The sequence below is a fragment of the Ralstonia pickettii genome (assembly GCF_001699815.1).
Classification (GTDB): domain Bacteria; phylum Pseudomonadota; class Gammaproteobacteria; order Burkholderiales; family Burkholderiaceae; genus Ralstonia; species Ralstonia thomasii.
This window is the reverse complement of record NZ_MCGB01000072.1, coordinates 1-16571: the sequence shown is the minus strand read 5'-3', so window position 1 is coordinate 16571 and position 16571 is coordinate 1. Positions and strand designations below refer to the sequence as shown.

Below are 16571 nucleotides of genomic sequence, written 5' to 3'. Positions count from 1 at the left end.
CGATGGACTACGTACACGATCCACGCACCTTCCTCTACAGCCATTACGTCTCGCGCGGCATCCGTACTGCCACCGGCGTGATCGGTCTGACACTGCTCGCGCTGCTGGTGATGGACCTGCAGGGCGCGATGGTGGTGTCGATCGGTGCGCTGTGCACGAGCCTCATGGATTTGCCCAGCCCGCTGCGGCACAAGTTCAACGAGATGATGGCGTGCGTGCTGCTGACGACCGCCGTCACCTTTCTCGTGGCGGTGGTGACGCCGTACGCGATCCTGCCGGTGGTGATCGTGGTGGTGAGCTTCCTCGCGGGACTCATGGTGGCGTACGGCAACAAGACAATGCCGCTGCAGTTCGCGGCGCTGTTCGTCATGACGCTCACGTTCACCGAGGAATTCGCCTTCCGCGAAGCGGTGGAGCACACGCTGCAGTTCTTCCTCGGCGCCATCGGCTACATGGCGTTTGCGATGGCGGTGGCGTGGGGCCAGCGCCGCCGCATCAAAGAGCAGGTGCTGGCCGAATGCCTGTACGAACTGGCCGTGTACGTGGAGTGCAAAGCCGGCTTCTACGACGCCTCCAAGGATTTCGACGAGCAGTTCAACGCGCTCGTGCGCCAGCAGATTGCCGTGGCTGACAAGCAGCAGGTGGCGCGCGATTTCGTCTTTCGCGACAACCGCACCACGAGCGACGGCCGCCTCGTGCAGATTCACATGCGGATGCTCGATATCTACGAGTATCTGCTGTCGTCCAACACCGACTACCCGCTGCTGCGCCAGTGGCTGGCCGACGCCGAGGTGATGCGCCTGCTGCGCGACGTGATCGAACGCTTGCGCATGGACATCGAAGGCGTCGCCTATGCCGTCGGCCGCGACCGGCCGTCACCCACGCCGGTGTCGTACGACCAGGAGGTGGCCGCCATTGAAGGCGCGCTGCACGAGCTGCAGCACAACCATCACGGCGTGCCGATCGAGGCGATTGCCGCGCTCGAAGAATCGGTGGCCACGGTGCGGGGCGCAATCCGCCTCATGGCGCAGTTGCACGCCGCCACCGCTACGCCGGTCGAGCTGTCGCAGGTGCTGCTGCGTCCCGACATGACGCCGTTTCTCACGCGCCAGAAGTACGAGCTGCGGCTGGTGCTGGAAGAGTTGACGTGGCGTTCGCCGGTGCTGCGCTTTGCGCTGCGCATTTCCATGGCCGTGGCGGCCGGGCTGTGGATTGCCGACCATCTCCCATATAGCTCGCACGGCTACTGGGTCTTGCTGACCATCGTCGTGATTCTCAAGCCGACGTTCAGCATGACGCGCCAGCGCAACTTCGACCGGGTGCTGGGTACGCTCATCGGTTGCGTCATTGCCGCCGTGATCCTGCGGTACACGCATTCGACGTGGATCCTGATGGGCGTGCTGTACCTGTCCACCGCCGCCAGCGCCGCGTTCGTTACCGTGCGCTACCGCTACACGGCCATTGCGGCGTGCGTGCAGGTGCTCATCCAGATCAACCTGCTGCTGCCCGGCAGCAAGGGCGCCATCGGTGAACGGCTGGTCGATACGCTGATCGGCGCGGCCATCGCCACGGCCTTCAGCTACGTCCTGCCAAGCTGGGAATACCGCAACCTTCCCAAGCTGGTGGACGACGTGCTGCGCACCAACCGCCGCTTTATCGAAGCCGCGCGCGACTTGCTGCTCGGCTCGCTCAAGGATGACTTCGTCTACCGCGTGCAGCGCAAGCAGTTCATGGAGTCGCTCACGGGGCTCATCGCCGCCTTCGCGCGCATGCTCGACGAGCCCAAGAGCCGGCACCGTGCCGTCGACAACCTGAACCGCTTCATCGTGCAGAACTACCTCGTGGCGGCGCACGTTGCCGCGGTGCGCATCCTTGTGCGGCAACGGGCGCAGGAGCTAGACGAAGCCGATACGCGGGCGCTGGTCGAGCAAACGGCTGAGGCCGCACTCGAAAGCCTGGCGCGCGCCCAGGAGCGCTTTGACCAGGCCGTGCAAGAGGGCGGCTGGGGCGTGCGCCCTCGCGACACACAGGAGCTGGGCGCAGCCGACTTCGCCGATCAGTCGGCACGCTCGCGCATGGTCGATGCGGCCGCCGAATCCGAATCGCTGTCGGCGATGCACCTGCTAGAGCGGCGTCTGCAGGCGCTGCGGGCTGACACGTCCAAAATCGCATTGCGTTGTGGTGCGCTCGGACGCGCGCTGCGTATTTCGAAGGACTAGGCGCGGCCGGCGGCTGAAAGGCTCCGCGCCGGCGGCGGGATCTTCCACCGCGACTGCGCTGAGCCCCCGACCCTGGACGACGGGGCTCAGAGAGCCGACGTCCAGCTTCAGACCGTCGACTTCCAGTATCCGAGCGTCAAAGGTTAGCCTCAGAGGGCCGAAGTCGAGTCTCGGAGGGCCGACGATGGATCTTGAAGACTCAAACTCGAGCCGAAAAAGGTCGAATTTGACCCTCGGAGAGTCGAAGTCGAGTCTCGGAGATTCAACGTTGAGTTCCGGAGCGCCGAACGCGGCATCCAGACGGTCGAAGCCGACACTTCACGGCTCGTCGATGGGCCGCCTGGCCCGCGCCGTTCAAGCGGCCTGCGGTTTCAGCCAGTCGATGGTCGGTTGGCGCTGCGCCGCCAGCCAATCATTCGCCGTCTTGAAATGCCCGCATCCCAAGAACCCGCGATGCGCCGACAGCGGCGACGGGTGCGGCGCCTCCAGCACCAGATGCCCGTCCGACAGCAGCGCGCGCTTGGCCTGCGCGTGGCTGCCCCACAGCATGAACACGCGCTTGTGGCCGACGCGTGCGAGTTGCTCCAGCAGGCAATCGGTGATGCGCTCCCAGCCGCGCTTGGCGTGGCTCGCAGCCTGGCCTTGTTCGACGGTGAGCACCGTGTTCAGCAGCAGCACGCCTTGCTGTGCCCAGCCCTCCAGGTTGCCGGAGGTGCCTGGCAGCTTGCAGCCGAACTCCGCTTCGATTTCCTTGTAGATGTTGCGCAGGCTTGGCGGCACGCGCACACCCGCCGGCACTGAAAACGCCAGCCCATGCGCCTGCGGAATCTCGCGGCCATCCACGGTGCCTGTGCCGTGATACGGGTCCTGGCCGAGGATGACGACGCGTACATCGTCCACCGAAGTCAGGTGCAGCGCGCGGAAGACATCCGTCGGGAAGATCGGCTTGCCCGCTGCGCGCTCGCCATCGACAAAGGCACATAGTTCAGGCCAATTGGTCTGCGCGATGCAGGGCGTGAGGACCGCCTTCCAGTCGGCGGGGAGGGCGTCGAACTGCTGGGCCAGCGGGATGAAACTCACGTCGGCCGCGTCCACCGCGGGTTCATCGAAGAGGGCGGCTTGCGCCGGATTGGCGCGTCGCGTCATGTCTGGCCCCCGACGGCTTTCTCGCGCAACTGGTAGCCGCGTTGCGCCTTGCTGATGTCGAGCGGCGTGAGGCCCGGCACGGCGGCACGCAGCGTTTGCGTCCAGGCGTGCAGGCGCTCTGCAATCGCGTCTTCGCCGAGCGTGCTGTCGTCTGCCGGTTTCCACTCCAGTTCCAGTTCGTCGATCGGCTCGCGCGCCTGCGTGCCGGGGATGAGGATGGCGCCGGCGTCCAGTGCAATCTCGATCTCGCCGCCCTCGGCACCCACGTGCCACAGGCGGCGCGTGAAGTCGGTGCGGAACAGCGGGGCGAGCGCAGCGGCGTGTGGCCGAACATAGTCGGCGGCTTCGGCGGCGTTGTTGGCGACGAAGGCATCGACGGACAGTGCATCGTTCTGCAGCGGCACCTCCCATTCGTGGCGGGCGCTCAAACCGGACGTACTCACTGCTGCGGTCTTCAGCGTCTGCAGCCATTGACTGCCCTGACGGCGCACGCGCAGCGCGGCGCGGTTGCGCGCCAGCGCCTGGTCGCGCGTGTCGTAGTAGACGTTCGCCAATTCCACCGAGCCGGCCGCCTGCGCATTGGCGTCCAGCCAGCCGACCAGTGCGTCGTGCGCGCCGGCCGATACGGCCAGCTTCAGTTCAATCTCGCGGGCCATTGTGTCTGGCGCTCAGGCAAACAGGCGGGCCAGTTCGGCGCCCGGGTCGTCTGCACGCATGAAGGCTTCGCCGACGAGGAACGCGTTGACGGCTGCGGCGCGCATCTTGCGCACATCGTCCGGCGTGAGGATGCCGGATTCCGTGACGACGATGCGATCGTCCGGCATGTGCTTGAGCAGGCCGAGCGTGGTGTCGAGCGTGGTTTCGAACGTGCGCAGGTTGCGGTTGTTCACACCCACCAGCGGTGTTTGCAGGCGCAGCGCGCGGTCCAGCTCATGGCCGTCGTGCACTTCCACGAGCACGTCCATGCCGAGTTCCAGCGCGCACGCTTCGAGTTCTTCCATCAGGCCCTGGTCCAGCGCGGCGACGATCAGCAGGATGCAGTCCGCACCCCACGAGCGCGCTTCGTACACCTGATACAGATCGACCATGAAATCCTTGCGCAGCACCGGCAGCGTGCAGGCGGCGCGCGCCTCGCGCAGGTAATCGGCGTGGCCCTGGAAGAACTGTTCGTCGGTCAGGACGGACAGACACGCGGCGCCGTGCTCGGCATAGCTGCGGGCGATGTCGGCTGGCTTGAAGTTCGGGCGCAGCACACCTTTGGACGGCGACGCCTTTTTCACTTCGGCGATGACCGCTGCGTTGCCGGCGGCGATCTTGTCGCGCATTGCCCTGGCAAAGCCGCGGGCCCTGAGCGTGCTGTCGCTGCGGTTGGCTTCGGCTTCGGCGCGCACGCTGGGCAGGTCTCGGTGCTTGCGCGCGGCGGCCACTTCTTCGGCCTTCACGGCCAGGATTTTCTGGAGGATGTCGGACATATCAGGCTTTGAACTGGTTGGTGACGCGCACGAGTTCGTCGAGCTTGGCGCGCGCGGCGCCCGAGGCGATGGCTTCGCGGGCCAGCTTCATGCCGTCGCCGATCGAGCCGGCGATGTTGGCTGCATACAGCGCCGCGCCCGCGTTGAGCGAGACGATCTCGCGCGGCGTGCCCGGCTTGTTTTCCAGCGCTTCGATCAGCATGGCTTTGGACTCGTCGGCGTCGGCCACCTTCAGGCTGCGGTTGGAGACCATCTGCAGCCCGAAGTCTTCCGGATGGATTTCGTATTCGGTCACCACGCCGTCCTTCAGTTCGCCGACCAGCGTGGCAGCACCCAGCGAGACCTCGTCCATGCCGTCCTTGCCGTAGACGACCACGGCGTGCTTGGCGCCCAGCCGCTGCATCACACGCACCTGGATGCCGACCAGGTCCGGATGGAACACGCCCATGAGGATGTTCGGCGCGCCGGCCGGGTTGGTCAGGGGCCCGAGGATGTTGAAGATCGTGCGCACGCCCAGCTCCTTGCGGATCGGGGCGACGTTCTTCATGGCCGGGTGGTGGTTGGGCGCGAACATGAAACCGATGCCGGCCGTCTCGATCGATTCGGCCACCTGTTCGGGCGTGAGCATGATGTTCACGCCCAGCGCTTCGAGCACATCGGCACTGCCCGACTTGGAGCTGACGCCGCGTCCGCCATGTTTGGCGATGCGCGCGCCTGCGGCGGCCGCCACGAACATCGAAGCGGTGGAGATGTTGAAGGTGTTGGCGCCGTCGCCGCCCGTGCCGACGATGTCAACAAAGTGATCGGACACCTCAGCCGGCACATCGACCTTGGTGGCGAATTCGCGCATGACGGTGGCAGCGGCCGCGATCTCGCCGATGGTCTCTTTCTTGACGCGCAGCCCCATGGTGAGGGCGGCCGCCATGACGGGCGACATCTCGCCGCGCATGATGAGCCGCATCAGGTGCAGCATTTCGTCGTGGAAGATCTCGCGGTGCTCGATGCAGCGCGTCAGCGCTTCTTGCGGAGTGATGGACATGGTCGTTCCGTATTCAGTTGGGCGCTGCCGGAGCCGCAACCGGGGTGGCCGGCTGTGCGGCGTCGCGCAAGGCGCCGATGCGCTCACGCGAGAGATCGGCCTCGCACGCGGCTTCTGCCAGGTCGGCATCGGGCGCATTGCGGGCCAGGCGGCGTTGCAGGTCACATTCGGCCTGCCGGTAGAGTTGGTGTGCGCGCACGGTGCGGTCGAAAGCCATGGCGGCGCCACGGTCCGTGCCCTTGTTGGCAGCCATGCGGGCGCGTAGCGCGGTGCGGCGTGTCGATTCGGCCGAGGCCAGTTCCGTTTGCGCCGCCTTGCGTGCGGTCTGCACGCATTGGGCGACGTTGCCGGCCTCAGGCTGGGCGGCCCGGCAGGCTTCCAGCGTACCGGCCATCGCCGGCAGGCTTGCGATCATCGCCAGCGCCACCGCGCACGCGCGGCGCATCAGACGCGTTCCTTCAGGAAGTTGGCGAGCAGCGCGTGGCCGTGTTCCGACAGGATCGATTCCGGGTGGAACTGCACGCCTTCCACCGGCAGCGTCTTATGGCGCACGCCCATGATTTCGCCGTCTTCGGTCCAGGCTGTCACTTCCAGGCAGTCCGGCAGCGTTTCGCGCTCGATCGCGAGTGAGTGATAGCGCGTCACCTTGAAATGCCGCGGCAGGTTGGCGAATACGCCCACGCCGGTGTTTTCGATGGTGCTGACCTTGCCGTGCATCACCTTCTGCGCGCGGATCACGCGCCCGCCAAACGCGTCGGCAATGGCCTGGTGCCCGAGGCACACGCCCAGGATGGGCACGCGCCCCGCAAAGTGCTTGAGCGCCGGAACGAGGATGCCGGCTTCCGTCGGCGTGCACGGGCCGGGCGACAGGCAGATGCGCTCCGGGTTCAGCTTTTCGATCTCTTCGATCGTGATCTCGTCGTTGCGATAGGTGCGCACGTCCTGGCCGAGTTCGCCAAAGTACTGGACGATGTTGTAGGTAAAGGAGTCGTAGTTGTCGAGCATCAGCAGCATGGTGGTCTCCTTAACCTCAGAAATCGGCGTCGAGGCCGTCTTGCACTTGCTCGGCGGCACGCAGCACGGCGCGCGCCTTGTGTTCGGTCTCTCTCCATTCGGCATCCGGGTCGGAATCGGCCACCACCCCGGCGGCGGCCTGCACATAGAGGTTGCCGTCCTTGACGATGCCGGTGCGGATGGCGATCGCCAGATCCATCTCGCCCGAGAACGAGAGATAGCCCACCGCGCCGCCGTAGATGCCGCGCTTGACGGGCTCCAGCTCGTCGATGATCTCCATTGCGCGCACTTTAGGTGCACCCGACAGCGTGCCGGCCGGGAAGGTCGCGCGCAGTACGTCCATGTTCGTCATGCCGGGCTTGAGGCGGCCTTCGACCGAGCTGACGATGTGCTGCACGTGGGAATACTTCTCGATGACCATCTGGTCCGTCACCTTGACCGAGCCGATCTCGGCAATGCGGCCGATGTCGTTGCGCGCGAGGTCGATCAGCATGACGTGCTCGGCGATCTCTTTCGGATCGTTGAGCAGCTCGGTGGCGAGTTCCGCATCGCGCTCGGGCGTGCTGCCGCGCGGGCGCGTGCCGGCCAGCGGACGGATCGTGACGATGCGGGCGGATTCGTCGGCGCCGTTGCCGTTATTTTCAGCAACCGGGACACGACGCTCTTCCTGGCGCACCAGGATTTCCGGCGATGCCCCGACGATCTGCATGTCGCCGAAGTTGTAGAAGTACATGTACGGCGACGGGTTCAGCGAGCGCAGCGCGCGGTACAGCGACAGCGGCGCATCGCGGAACGGCTTGACCAGCCGCTGGCCGATCTGCACCTGCATCATGTCGCCGGCGGCGATGTATTCCTTGGCCTTGAGCACGGCGGTGATGTAGTCCGCCTTGTCGAACTCCCGAATGGTGTCGGTACGCACCGACGCTGACGTCACCGGCACATCCACCGGCTGGTGCAGCTTCGTACGCAACGCGCGCAGGCGCTGCTTGGCGCGTGAATAGGCTTCGGGCTTGGACGGGTCGGCGTAGACGATCAGGTAGAGCTTGCCGGACAGGTTGTCGATCACGGCCAACTCTTCGCACAGCATGAGTTGGATGTCGGGCAGTTGCAGATCGTCGGGCGGGGCGGTGTCAGCCAGTCGCGGCTCGATGAAGCGCACGGCGTCGTAGCCGAAGTAGCCGGCCAGGCCGCCGCAAAACCGCGGCAGGCCCGGGCGCAGCGCCACTTTCTGACGGCGCTCGAACGCGGCAATAAAGTCCAGCGGGTTGCCTTCGTTCGTCTCCACCACCTTGCCGTCGGTGACGACTTCCGTGCGATTGCCCTTCGCGCGCAGCAAGGTGTGCGCATGCAGGCCGATGAAGGAGTAACGCCCGAAGCGCTCGCCGCCCACTACCGATTCCAGCAGGAACGTGTGCGTGCCGCGGTCGTGCGATTGCGCCAGCTTCAGATACAGCGACAGCGGCGTCTCCAGGTCGGCCAATGCCTCGGCAATCAGCGGAATACGGTTGTAGCCCTGGTCGGCCAGCGATTTGAATTCGAGTTCGGTCATGAGCGGTCAGGTCGATTCAGCAGGCGGGGCGGTTGCGCGCCCACCGACATGCGTTCGGTCCACGGCAAACGCAAGAGCGTCGATGGTGCCGTCGGAACGTTAGCAGAACATCAGGGATGGGAACGCGCGAACGTCGTAAAAGCGACCGTGCGATCCCGCAAGGGTCGTCCGCAGCCGATAGCGGGTCAGCGGAAGACCGGCGGGCGGTCAGCGTTTGGGGCAGGAGATGCGGGGGTGGTTTGGGCGGCGCGTTCGTGGCGCGCCAGAGTGCCGAAACCGAGGAAGAACGATCAGCAGCCGTGCAAACGCTTACGCCCGGACGAGGGCGTGCCAGGGCCGCCAGGGCCAGGCCCCCCGGTCACCACCAGCGTCGACGCGTTTGCGATTCAGGAACATGGATCGTCAGTTGAAGCGGCAGAGACGGCGTTGTGTGGCTCCGCATAGGGCCGGATCAACTCGGCTGCCGCAAAAAGTGTGTCGACTATAGCATCGGCCCCGGCGCCCTGTATAGGCTGGCCGTGGTTATAGCCATACGGTACCGCCAGCACGCGCATGCCGGCGGCACGGGCCGCGCGGGCGTCGTTTTCCGAGTCGCCAATGGCCACGATTTCAACCGGGGCCACGCCAAACGCCTCCGCCACCCGCAGCATGGGGTACGGATCGGGCTTGCGATACTGGAAGGCGTCGCCCGGGTAGACGAGGTCGAAATACGTGTTCAGGCCGAGCTGCGCCAGGAGCGGCTGCGTGAAATCGCGTGGCTTATTCGTCACGCACGCGAGAGCGATGCCCATGTCGCGCAGTGCAGCCAGCCCTTCGCGCACGCCGTCATAGACGTTCACGTGCTGTCCGTTGATGGCGATGTAGGCGCGCTGGTACAACTCCAGCCCCTCCGCAAAGCGGCTGTTGGCCTGGGCGGGCGGCAAGCGTGCATCAAGCGCGCGCCGCACGAGGTTTTCCGAGCCTTTGCCGACGTAACTGACCACTTCCTCGGCTGGCATGTCCGGCGCGGCGCCAAGCGCCCCCAGCATCGCATTGATGGCGGCGTGGAAGTCGCCCGCCGTGTCGACCATCGTCCCGTCTAGGTCGATGATGACAGCGCGGACGGGGCCGGCGGGTAGCACGCCCGTCATCATGCCAGGGGGGCCAGCGCTTGGCGCAGCGCGCCCACGGTGCCGCGGTAGCCGCCATCCGCGTCCGGCTTGCCGAACACGGCCGAACCCGCGACGAAGGTGTCTGCGCCGGCCTTGGCAATCTCGGCAATGTTGTCTGCCTTCACGCCGCCGTCGATCTCAAGGAGGATCTTGCGGCCGGTCTTGTCCTGGTATGCGTCGAGCTTTTGGCGCACGGCACGCAGCTTGTTCAGCGCTTCCGGAATGAACGATTGGCCGCCAAAGCCGGGGTTGACCGACATGATCAGCACCATGTCCAGGCGGTCCATTACATGGTCCAGGTAGTGCAGCGGGGTGGCCGGATTGAACACCAGGCCGGCCTTGCAGCCGTTGTCGCGGATCAGCGCCAGCGAGCGGTCGATGTGCTCGGACGCTTCCGGGTGGAAGGTGATCAGGTCGGCGCCGGCCTTTGCGAAGTCCGGGATGATGCGATCGACCGGGCTGACCATCAGATGCACGTCGATCGGCACCGGCTTGCCGTCCTTTTGTGCGTGCGGGCGGATCGCCTCGCAAACCAGCGGCCCGACGGTCAGGTTCGGCACGTAGTGGTTGTCCATCACATCGAAGTGGATCCAGTCCGCGCCCGATTCGAGCACGCGGCGCACTTCTTCGCCCAGGCGGGCAAAGTCGGCGGAGAGGATGGACGGGGCGATGCGGAAACCGGACGGATCGATGGCTGCAGACATGATGGGAGACGGATAAGGCGCGTGAGCTCGCACGCGAAAGCGCAAGGAAGGGCGCTATTTTAGCCGGATCGGACGTCCGCTCGCGCCTTGCCGGTGCCACGGCCATGCCGCACAATGGGCGCCATTCTTATTGTGGATTGTCATGCCAAGCTACGAACTCACCGTCCAGGTCCGGACGCGCTATCTGCCGGAGCAATCCGAGCCGGAGCAGGGCAGCTACGCCTTCGCCTACACCATCACCATCCGCAATACCGGCGACGTGCCGAGCCAGCTCATTTCACGCCACTGGGTGATTACCGACGCCGAAGAGCAGGTCCAGGAAGTGAACGGCCTCGGCGTGGTCGGCCATCAGCCGCTGCTCCCGCCGGGTGAATCCTTCGAGTACACGAGCTGGGCGACCATCAAGACGCCCGTGGGCACGATGCGCGGCGAATATTTCTGCGTGGCCGAAGACGGCCACCGTTTCGAGGCGCCCATCCCCGAATTTGCGCTGGTGATGCCGCGCATGCTGCACTGATCGGGAATCAGGGCGCGTCGGAATTGGCGGCTTGAGAATCTTTTGGCGCTGCGTCGGTCGATTGCGAAGGCTTGGCAGCGTCGCCGTGGCGCGACGGATGCTCGGGCGGGGCACGCAGCGGGCGTGGATGCTTCTTGGCGCCCGACATTGTCCAGATCACGATGAAGATCAGCAGGAACAGCGCCACGCCGGCCTCCAGGCCGAACAGCATCATCGGATGGTTTTCAAAGAATTGGCTCATGGTCGATGGCGGGAAGCTCGGGTGCGAGGCATTGTAGCCAAGCCCGCGGCCGCACCGGACAGGATGAAACACGCATGACAGCAGCAACCTTGGACGCATTGACACAAGCCCGCACCGGCACCTGTCGCCGCTGGGGCGGACTGGCCGCTGTTCTGGTCGTGGCCTTGCTTGCCGCTTGTACGAGCGGGCCCCCGCCCCGCGTCGAAACGCCGCAAGCGCCAACAGGCTCGCTCGGCGGGCATCTGGCCCCCGCCACCTGGGCTGATGTGTCCGGCTGGACCGCCGATGACCTCGCCTCCGCCTGGCCCGCGCTGCAATCGAACTGCCAGGCGATGAAGCGCCGCACCGATTGGTCGCGCGTGTGCTCCGCTGGCCTGATGGTCGATGCCGGTGATCCGATTGCCATGCGCGTGTTTTTTGAAGACAACTTCACGCCGTATCGGGTCGTGAAGGACGACGGCACCGACAGCGGCCTCATCACCGGTTACTACGAACCGCTGCTGCGTGGCTCGCGCACCCGCCACGGCGCCTATCAGACGCCGCTGTACCGCATGCCTGCCGCGTGGCGCGGCAAGACGCTGCCGGCGCGCGCGCAGTTGATCCGCAGTCCGGCGCTTCAGGGGCAAGAAGTTGTCTGGGTGGACGACCCGGTCGAAGCGGCGTTCCTGCAGATCCAGGGCTCGGGACAGGTTCAGCTGGAAGAGGGGGGCATCATGCGCCTGGGCGTGGGGGGCACGAACAACCAGCCGTTCCGTTCGTTTGCGCGCTGGCTGCTCGACATGGGCGAAATCACGCCGATGCAGGCCACCATGCAAGGGATCAAGGCGTGGGCCCGCGCCAATCCGAGCCGCGTGGAAGAGATGCTCAACATCAACCCGCGCTACGTGTTCTTTGCCGAAACGCCGGGCAACACGGGCGGCCCGATCGGCAAGCTGGGCGTGCCGCTCACGGACGAACGCTCGATCGCCGTCGACCCGACCTACATTCCGCTGGGCTCGCCGGTGTTCCTGTCGACGACCAAGCCGCTATCGACCGATCCGATCCAGAAGCTCGTGTTTGCGCAGGACGTGGGTTCGGCCATTCGCGGGGCTGTGCGCGCCGACTATTACTTCGGCCATGGCGATGCCGCTGGCGACCTCGCGGGCCGCATGAAGCAGGCCGGTCGGCTGTGGGTGCTGGTGCCGAAGGGGGGCAGCATCGGCGTTGCTGCCCGGTAACACGCTGCAAGACGCTAGGTGCGCCGCAAGTCCACCACGCGGCGCGCCTTGCCGACCGACCGCTCGATTCCGCCGCTGGCCAGTGTCTCGATCGCGGCGGTCACGCCGATCAACGACTTGATGTCGCGCGCCAGGTGGCTGCTCGCCGATTTTGCCGCGTCAGCCGGCGCGCCTAGCGCCGCCTCGATCCGCACCGTCAGTGTATCCAGCGGTCCTTCCTTGCCGAGCACGCATTGATAGTGCGGTGATAGCGCCGCGTGCTTCAGGATCAATTCCTCGATCTGCGATGGGAACACGTTCACACCGCGCACGATCATCATGTCGTCGCAGCGGCCGGTGATTTTCTCCATGCGGCGCAAGCCCGGACGCGCCGTGCCGGGCAATAGGCGCGTCAGATCGCGCGTGCGATAGCGCACCACCGGCATCGCTTCCTTGGTCAGCGACGTGAACACCAGTTCGCCGAATTCGCCGTCGGGCAGCACCTCGCCGGTGTCCGGATCAATGATCTCCGGATAGAAGTGGTCTTCCCAGATGGTCGGGCCGTCCTTGGTTTCGGCGCATTCGCTGGCCACGCCAGGCCCCATCACCTCCGACAGGCCGTAGATATCGACCGCTGAAAGCCCCATGCGCGCTTCGATGGCGCTGCGCATTTCGGGTGTCCATGGCTCGGCGCCGAAGATGCCGATCTGCAGGCTCGACGCGGCCGGGTCCATGCCTTGGCGTTCGAACTCGTCGGCAATGGCCAGCATGTAGCTGGGCGTCACCATGATGATTTGCGGCTGAAAATCGTGGATGAGTTGCACTTGCCGCTCGGTTTGCCCACCGCCAAACGGGATGGCCGTCAGCCCCGCGCGCTCCACGCCGTAATGCGCGCCCAGGCCGCCGGTGAAAAGCCCGTAGCCGTAGCTCACGTGGACCTTGTCGCCGCGCCGTGCCCCCGCCGCCCGGATCGAGCGCGCCACCAAGCCGGCCCATGTATCGATATCCGCCAGCGTGTAGCCGACCACCGTGGGTTTGCCGGTCGTACCCGACGACGCGTGGATGCGCGCGATCCGATCCTGCGGCACCGCAAACATGCCGAACGGATAGTTGTCGCGCAGATCGGTCTTGGTTGTGAACGGAAACTTCGCCAGATCGGCAAGCGACTGCAAATCTGACGGATGCACACCCGCCGCGTCGAACTTCGCCCGATAGGCGGGCACGTTCTCATACGCGTGCGCGAGGCTGCGCTTCAGGCGTTCAAGCTGCAGTGCCTGGATGGCGTCGCGGCTGGCGGTCTCGATCGGATCGAGCGGCAGGTCGGTCGAGCGGGGGCGCATGCGGGTCTCCTCGGGACGCCGTCGTGCGAACCTGCTCACGATCCTACTGCGCGTCCCGATCTTGGCCCTGCGATGCTCACCGTACCCATGTACGGTTGCGCTTCTCGGGCCAACCTCGGGCCGCTCGATACGGATCGTGAACAGGTTCTGAGGCGTCCTCTAATGGTGATGCGGTTTTGTGAACGGCTTTATATAGAGGTCGAACTAGGGTTCTGGGCTGCCAGGGACCGGAATGACCTGGCCGCGAATCTGCGCAGATTTGCCGCGAAACATGGCGACCACCTCGCCGGCCTGGTTTGTCACGCGTACGTCGTAGATGCCGTGTCGGCCGGACAAGACCTGCTCGGTTGCCTCTGCTGTGAGGGTGTCGCCGCCGTGCGCCGGGCGCAGGAAGTCGACGCCGCACCCAGCCGCCACCGTGTTGTGGTTATGGCTGTTGCAGGCAAACGCGAAAGCCGAATCGGCCAGCGTGAAGATCAATCCGCCATGACAGGTGCGATGCCCGTTGAGGAATTCAGGCCGCACCGCCATCGACAGCCGGGCATAGCCGGGCGCGACCGCCTCCACGCGCATGCCGAGCCAGCGGGTGCAGGCATCAGCGTCGAACATGCTTTTGCAGGCCGCTTCAGCCAGCGCCTGCGCATCGTGGAGGGTCGTTTCCGTCACGCTGATGTCCTTATTCGCCGGTGAAATGGGCCACGCGCTTGTTCAGAAAGGCGTCCACGCCTTCTGCATAGTCGCGGGAATTGCCGAGTTCGCGCTGCAGGTCGCGCTCGAGATCCAGTTGGGCGTCCAACGACTGTGTGGGCGCCGCATGCATGGCGCGCTTGATGGCCGCCAGCGCCCGGGTGGGTTGCTTGGCCAGATGGTCGGCCATGCAATTCACTTCGGTCATCAGGATCTTGGCATCGTGATAAACGCCCCAGATCAAGCCCCAGGCGAGCGCAGTCTTGGCGTCGAGCTTCTCGCCAAGCATCGCCAGCCCCATCGACCGCGCCACACCGATGCGCTGCGGCAGGAACCACGTCCCGCCCGAATCCGGCAGCAGCCCGATCTTTACAAACGCCTGGAGGAAGCATGCATTCTCGGCGGCCATCACGATGTCGCACGCCAGCGCCAGGTTTGCGCCGGCGCCGGCGGCCACGCCATTCACGGCGGCAATCACGGGCAGGGGCATGGCGCGCAGACGGCGCACCAGCGGGTTGAATTGCTCGTCGATGAGCTGGCCCAGGTCGGTCATCTGCCCGGGCGTGAAATTGAGTTCGGAGAGATCCTGCCCTGCGCAGAAGCCGCGTCCCGCTCCGGTCAGGATCAAAGCGCGGGCGCGCTGGCGCTCCACCTTGTCCAGCGCTTCGCGCAGTTCCCGGTGCATGCCGGCCGTGAAGCTGTTGAGCTGATCGGGCCGGTTCAGCGTGATGGTTGCCACGTGTTCATGCCAGTCAAGCAGAATGGTCGGGCTGGTCATCTTGTCTCCTCCTCGGTCATCGGTTCATTGATTAACCGACCGGTTGGTCGGCTAATATTACATCCATTCCAACTGGAGCTTCCATGTCCTACGAAAACATTCTGGTCGAAACGCGCGGTCGCGTCGGTCTCATTACGCTCAATCGTCCGAAGGCACTCAACGCCCTCAACGATGCGCTCATGGACGAACTCGGTGGCGCGTTGCTCGCCTTCGATGCCGACGCCAACATTGGCGCCATCGTCATTACCGGCAGTGAAAAGGCGTTCGCCGCCGGCGCGGATATCGGCGCCATGGCCGATTACGACTTCGCTACCGTCTACAAGAACGAATACATCACGCGCAACTGGGAAACCATTCGCCGCATCCGCAAGCCGGTGATCGCCGCGGTGGCCGGCTACGCGCTCGGTGGCGGCTGTGAACTGGCCATGATGTGCGACATCATCCTCGCCGCCGATACCGCCAAGTTCGGCCAGCCGGAAATCAAGCTCGGCACCATGCCCGGCGCAGGCGGCACGCAACGCCTGCCGCGCGCCGTCTCCAAGGCCAAGGCCATGGACCTCTGCTTGACTGCCCGCATGATGGGCGCGGAGGAAGCCGAGCGCGCCGGCCTAGTCTCGCGCGTCATCCCCGCCGACAAGCTGCTCGACGAAGCCATTCAGGCCGCAGAAACCATTGCCGGCTTCTCGCTGCCCACGGTCATGATGATCAAAGAGTCGATCAACGCGGCCTACGAGACTTCGCTCAGCGAGGGCGTGCATCTGGAGCGCCGCCTGTTCCACGCCACATTCGCTACAGAAGACCAGAAAGAAGGCATGCGCGCCTTCGTCGAAAAGCGTGCAGCGGCGTTCAAGCACCAATAAGGACGGCGTAGCAGGGTGACTTCGGGAATACCCGAGTAACGGTATCGGGTATCCCAGGCCTGCTTTTGCGAGTCCTTTTGGGGCCGCAATCCCATATGCAGACGGGGCTGGCGGCTATTCTTCACGAACACGTCATCAGCCCGTCATGACAAAGGTGTTGCCAAGCTCCGGGAACCCGCCTATAGTTCGCCCCTCGCTGCAAAACACAGCGCCGAAACGCAGGTGACGGTGGTGGTGTTGAGTGGTGGAGAAGCAGGTTTAGAGCGGGTTTGCGGTCGATTGGGTGGTTGGCGATTGGCTGGAGATTCGGTGGTGGTTGGCAGCGCGTTGGTGGATAAAAATTCTTCGACGAGTTGTTGACAGCGACAAAAAAGCTCTGCATAATCTCGTTTCTCTGCTGCAGACAACGCAGCGACGCGATAAACAAAGTTGATCGCGAAGTTCTTTAACAAGCAAACAGCCGATAAGTGTGGGCGCTTAATACTGGGTGCGGCGGATTTCGATCCGCTAGCTAACAAGTAATAAAGTGCTCGCACAGAAGTAAGGTTTGAACGAAAGTTCAAGTCAGATTCTGAGAGTGAGCGACCGCTCGTAAAGAGCGAAAACAGCAGATTGAACTGAAGAGTTTGATCCTGGCTCAGATTGAACGCTGGCGGCA

General features: G+C 64.9%; 18 protein-coding genes. 4 read left to right on the top strand and 14 right to left on the bottom strand.

What is annotated here, in order from left to right:
• Positions 1-2: 2 nt before the first annotated feature.
• Positions 3-2219, top strand: a complete 2217-nt coding sequence (locus BEK68_RS14460; protein WP_004636660.1) for an FUSC family protein — start codon at positions 3-5, stop codon at positions 2217-2219.
• A gap of 354 nt (positions 2220-2573) precedes the next feature.
• Here BEK68_RS14460 and BEK68_RS14455 read toward each other — a convergent pair whose 3' ends face one another.
• The 9 genes from BEK68_RS14455 to rpe all read right to left on the bottom strand — a co-directional run bounded on the left by BEK68_RS14455 (position 2574) and on the right by rpe (position 10294).
• The gene (locus BEK68_RS14455) at positions 2574-3365 is read right to left on the bottom strand and encodes a uracil-DNA glycosylase (RefSeq protein WP_004636661.1); all 792 of its coding nucleotides are present in this window, start codon (positions 3363-3365) and stop codon (positions 2574-2576) included.
• Positions 3362-4021, bottom strand: coding sequence for a CYTH domain-containing protein (locus BEK68_RS14450; RefSeq protein ID WP_009241997.1), 660 nt, complete (start codon positions 4019-4021; stop codon positions 3362-3364). Before BEK68_RS14450 ends, BEK68_RS14455 begins: the two co-directional genes overlap by 4 nt.
• Before the next feature lie 12 nt (positions 4022-4033).
• Positions 4034-4837: an indole-3-glycerol phosphate synthase TrpC gene (gene trpC, locus BEK68_RS14445; RefSeq protein WP_004636663.1), complete on the bottom strand. Its 804-nt coding sequence runs from the start codon at positions 4835-4837 to the stop codon at positions 4034-4036.
• A gap of 1 nt (position 4838) precedes the next feature.
• On the bottom strand, positions 4839-5876 hold the full coding sequence (trpD, locus tag BEK68_RS14440; protein WP_012436495.1) for an anthranilate phosphoribosyltransferase: 1038 nt from the start codon (positions 5874-5876) through the stop codon (positions 4839-4841).
• Between the two features lie 13 nt (positions 5877-5889).
• Positions 5890-6321: a lysozyme inhibitor LprI family protein gene (locus BEK68_RS14435; protein ID WP_004636665.1), complete on the bottom strand. Its 432-nt coding sequence runs from the start codon at positions 6319-6321 to the stop codon at positions 5890-5892.
• Positions 6321-6890, bottom strand: coding sequence for an aminodeoxychorismate/anthranilate synthase component II (locus tag BEK68_RS14430; protein ID WP_004636666.1), 570 nt, complete (start codon positions 6888-6890; stop codon positions 6321-6323). The genes BEK68_RS14435 and BEK68_RS14430 overlap by 1 nt, the downstream gene beginning before the upstream one ends.
• Before the next feature lie 16 nt (positions 6891-6906).
• On the bottom strand, positions 6907-8439 hold the full coding sequence (gene trpE, locus BEK68_RS14425; RefSeq protein WP_012436494.1) for an anthranilate synthase component I: 1533 nt from the start codon (positions 8437-8439) through the stop codon (positions 6907-6909).
• Positions 8440-8825: 386 nt separating this feature from the next.
• Positions 8826-9569 carry a phosphoglycolate phosphatase gene (locus BEK68_RS14420; RefSeq protein ID WP_024542168.1) on the bottom strand — a complete coding sequence of 248 codons (744 nt, stop codon included), beginning with the start codon at positions 9567-9569 and terminating at the stop codon, positions 8826-8828.
• On the bottom strand, positions 9569-10294 hold the full coding sequence (gene rpe / locus BEK68_RS14415) for a ribulose-phosphate 3-epimerase (RefSeq protein WP_004636669.1): 726 nt from the start codon (positions 10292-10294) through the stop codon (positions 9569-9571). The genes BEK68_RS14420 and rpe overlap by 1 nt, the downstream gene beginning before the upstream one ends.
• 142 nt (positions 10295-10436) lie before the next feature.
• Between rpe and apaG the strand changes: the two genes are divergently transcribed.
• On the top strand, positions 10437-10811 hold the full coding sequence (apaG, locus tag BEK68_RS14410; protein ID WP_012436492.1) for a Co2+/Mg2+ efflux protein ApaG: 375 nt from the start codon (positions 10437-10439) through the stop codon (positions 10809-10811).
• A 7-nt stretch (positions 10812-10818) separates the two neighbouring features.
• Here apaG and BEK68_RS14405 read toward each other — a convergent pair whose 3' ends face one another.
• Positions 10819-11052, bottom strand: a complete 234-nt coding sequence (locus BEK68_RS14405) for a hypothetical protein (protein ID WP_012436491.1) — start codon at positions 11050-11052, stop codon at positions 10819-10821.
• Between the two features lie 74 nt (positions 11053-11126).
• Here BEK68_RS14405 and mltA point away from each other — a divergent pair, with 74 nt between their 5' ends.
• Entirely contained in the window at positions 11127-12269 is a 1143-nt protein-coding gene (mltA, locus tag BEK68_RS14400) for a murein transglycosylase A (protein ID WP_012436490.1), read from the top strand.
• Between the two features lie 14 nt (positions 12270-12283).
• Here mltA and paaK read toward each other — a convergent pair whose 3' ends face one another.
• The 3 genes from paaK to paaG all read right to left on the bottom strand — a co-directional run bounded on the left by paaK (position 12284) and on the right by paaG (position 15053).
• Positions 12284-13588, bottom strand: a complete 1305-nt coding sequence (gene paaK / locus BEK68_RS14395) for a phenylacetate--CoA ligase PaaK (RefSeq protein ID WP_012436489.1) — start codon at positions 13586-13588, stop codon at positions 12284-12286.
• 204 nt (positions 13589-13792) lie between these two features.
• Complete coding sequence (paaI, locus tag BEK68_RS14390) at positions 13793-14260, bottom strand: hydroxyphenylacetyl-CoA thioesterase PaaI (RefSeq protein WP_024542167.1); 468 nt, start codon at positions 14258-14260, stop codon at positions 13793-13795.
• Between the two features lie 4 nt (positions 14261-14264).
• Positions 14265-15053 (bottom strand): 2-(1,2-epoxy-1,2-dihydrophenyl)acetyl-CoA isomerase PaaG, encoded by a 789-nt coding sequence (paaG, locus tag BEK68_RS14385; protein WP_012436487.1) that lies wholly within the window; start codon positions 15051-15053, stop codon positions 14265-14267.
• A gap of 83 nt (positions 15054-15136) precedes the next feature.
• Between paaG and BEK68_RS14380 the strand changes: the two genes are divergently transcribed.
• Positions 15137-15913 (top strand): enoyl-CoA hydratase, encoded by a 777-nt coding sequence (locus tag BEK68_RS14380; protein WP_012436486.1) that lies wholly within the window; start codon positions 15137-15139, stop codon positions 15911-15913.
• Between the two features lie 179 nt (positions 15914-16092).
• Here BEK68_RS14380 and BEK68_RS25765 read toward each other — a convergent pair.
• The coding region (locus BEK68_RS25765; RefSeq protein WP_170816390.1) for a hypothetical protein at positions 16093-16571 on the bottom strand (479 nt) is incomplete at its 5' end.

Bases quoted from the DNA above. Each gene is read 5' to 3' on its own strand.
- BEK68_RS14460 (WP_004636660.1), top strand. From the start codon at position 3: ATGGACTACGTACACGATCCACGCACCTTCCTCTACAGCCATTACGTC.
- BEK68_RS14455 (WP_004636661.1), bottom strand. From the start codon at position 3,365: ATGACGCGACGCGCCAATCCGGCGCAAGCCGCCCTCTTCGATGAACCC.
- BEK68_RS14450 (WP_009241997.1), bottom strand. From the start codon at position 4,021: ATGGCCCGCGAGATTGAACTGAAGCTGGCCGTATCGGCCGGCGCGCAC.
- trpC (WP_004636663.1), bottom strand. From the start codon at position 4,837: ATGTCCGACATCCTCCAGAAAATCCTGGCCGTGAAGGCCGAAGAAGTG.
- trpD (WP_012436495.1), bottom strand. From the start codon at position 5,876: ATGTCCATCACTCCGCAAGAAGCGCTGACGCGCTGCATCGAGCACCGC.
- BEK68_RS14435 (WP_004636665.1), bottom strand. From the start codon at position 6,321: ATGCGCCGCGCGTGCGCGGTGGCGCTGGCGATGATCGCAAGCCTGCCG.
- BEK68_RS14430 (WP_004636666.1), bottom strand. From the start codon at position 6,890: ATGCTGCTGATGCTCGACAACTACGACTCCTTTACCTACAACATCGTC.
- trpE (WP_012436494.1), bottom strand. From the start codon at position 8,439: ATGACCGAACTCGAATTCAAATCGCTGGCCGACCAGGGCTACAACCGT.
- BEK68_RS14420 (WP_024542168.1), bottom strand. From the start codon at position 9,569: ATGACGGGCGTGCTACCCGCCGGCCCCGTCCGCGCTGTCATCATCGAC.
- rpe (WP_004636669.1), bottom strand. From the start codon at position 10,294: ATGTCTGCAGCCATCGATCCGTCCGGTTTCCGCATCGCCCCGTCCATC.
- apaG (WP_012436492.1), top strand. From the start codon at position 10,437: ATGCCAAGCTACGAACTCACCGTCCAGGTCCGGACGCGCTATCTGCCG.
- BEK68_RS14405 (WP_012436491.1), bottom strand. From the start codon at position 11,052: ATGAGCCAATTCTTTGAAAACCATCCGATGATGCTGTTCGGCCTGGAG.
- mltA (WP_012436490.1), top strand. From the start codon at position 11,127: ATGACAGCAGCAACCTTGGACGCATTGACACAAGCCCGCACCGGCACC.
- paaK (WP_012436489.1), bottom strand. From the start codon at position 13,588: ATGCGCCCCCGCTCGACCGACCTGCCGCTCGATCCGATCGAGACCGCC.
- paaG (WP_012436487.1), bottom strand. From the start codon at position 15,053: ATGACCAGCCCGACCATTCTGCTTGACTGGCATGAACACGTGGCAACC.
- BEK68_RS14380 (WP_012436486.1), top strand. From the start codon at position 15,137: ATGTCCTACGAAAACATTCTGGTCGAAACGCGCGGTCGCGTCGGTCTC.